Genomic DNA, 1,796 nt, shown 5'->3' with positions numbered 1-1,796 from the left:
GACACTCCCCGCCCCAGCACCCGACAACCCGACCCACAACCACCAACCCCACCCCGCACCCGCCAAAGAGCACGCCGCTCTGCCGCCACCGTTTCGACCACACCGCGTTTCGACCACAGCGCACTTCAACCACACCGCGCCTTCAACCCCGCGGTGACCACACGCCTCCTCCGCGTACGCCGCTCCCAGGGCGCGCCACATCGCACTGCTGCCCCGGGAACGCACTGATCCGGCGTCGACTACTCACGGTAATCGTGTGGGTGGCTCGTGTAGTGATGGCCGGTGGGAGCCGTCCATGTGACTGTCCCGGTCGCCTCCTCCCGCTCAACTCCCCACCCCGCGCGGTGTTTGAGCAGGTGATGGCGTCGACACAGCGGAATGACGTTCTCCGGGGTCGTCTCCCCACCCTTCCGCGGATCTTCATTGTCGAAAGGCTCGACATGATCAAGATCGCAGCGGTGGGCGGGCATCCGGCAGGAGGGGAACATGCACACCCCGTCTCGTGCGACGACATGCCGCGCCGTCTCAGCGGTGGGCTTGTAAGTGACCGGATCGGTCTTGACGACCATTCCCGAGACCGGGTCGGTCAACAGTCGTCGCCACACGCTGTCTTCGGTGAACGCGATCCTGCGGGCCTGCGATGCGGTGATCGGCCCGTAGCCCTTCAACTGGCCCGGCTCCTGCTCGATTCCGAGCAGCGCATCCAGCGGAACCGTCACCTGCACCACTGCCGCCGTACGGCCGGATGAACCCGTGCGCGGCACGGAGCCGTTGAGGACCAGATCGACCAGGGCGTCCACCCGCCGCTGCGCCAAGGTCCAGTCCTCGCAGCCCCGCCCCTTCTCCTTGAGCAAGGTCTCGGCGTGGGCGTCGACAGCCTGATCCAGCCGGGCGGCCTGCTCGGCGGGGAGGTAGGCGCCCCAGTGGGCCATGCCGTCGCCCACTTCGCGGTGTGTGATCTCCCGTTCCCGCTTGCGGTGCTGGTGGCGCACCTCCACGCCCTCCGGGTCCAGACGGGCCACCGCCCGGTGCAGAGCGCGGCGAGTCTGCCCGCACGCCAAGGACGGCATCTTCGGCGCCACATCCGCCTCGACGCCTGCGGCCACCTCCGGGTCGAGCACGTCGGTGACCTCGACCACGGCCTTGGCCTGCATCCAGGAGATCTCACCGGTCTCCAGCATGCCGAGCGTGGTGGGCAGGCGTCCGTCCAACTCCCGTGCCACATGGAGGCGGTCCTCAGCCGTCGCCCCCGACACCTTCAACGCGCACGCGACCTCCTCGGCCGCGAAGTTCCACTGGCCTGCCACGTCCTTGTTCCAGGCCCCCTCGGGCAGGGCGGCCTCCGCATCGTCGTGCAGAGCGGCAAGCAGTTGCGCCTGCATGGCGTGGATCCACGCAACGTGCCGCTCCAGCGCCTTCAACGCGTCGATGCGGCCTTCGTGCGAGAGCTTCTCCGCACTGAGGACGTCAAGAATCACCGCCGTGTCCGCACCCGGCACGGCCTGCGTCAGATACGAAGCCCATTCGTCCGGCGTTCCCGGCTCCGATGCTTCCCCACGCTCGTACACGGCTCTCACCCCCTCCGGCCCAACTCCCGCCTCCCCGACGGGTCCTGAACACCCCTTCATTATCTCGAACGAAACCGTAAAATCCCAGCTCAGAGCCGCTTTTCACTCGAACGAAGCAGTCTCGCGGGAAGCGGGAACTCCACTCCCACACCTCCCGGCAACAACCGGGGTGCGGGGTGGGGTTGGTGGTTGTGGGTCGGGTTGTCGGGTGCTGGGGCGGGGAGTGTC

Annotated in this window: 1 protein-coding gene; it reads right to left on the bottom strand. The window is 67.9% G+C overall.

Annotated elements, in window-relative coordinates:
- Positions 1-239 precede the first annotated feature (239 nt).
- Positions 240-1,568 carry an HNH endonuclease signature motif containing protein gene (locus ACFPA8_RS17745; RefSeq protein ID WP_386449596.1) on the bottom strand — a complete coding sequence of 443 codons (1,329 nt, stop codon included), beginning with the start codon at positions 1,566-1,568 and terminating at the stop codon, positions 240-242.
- Between the last annotated feature and the right edge of the window lie 228 nt (positions 1,569-1,796).

The organism is Streptomyces ovatisporus, assembly GCF_042653885.1.
Lineage (GTDB): Bacteria > Actinomycetota > Actinomycetes > Streptomycetales > Streptomycetaceae > Streptomyces > Streptomyces ovatisporus.
This window is presented reverse-complemented; position numbering and strand designations above follow the sequence as displayed.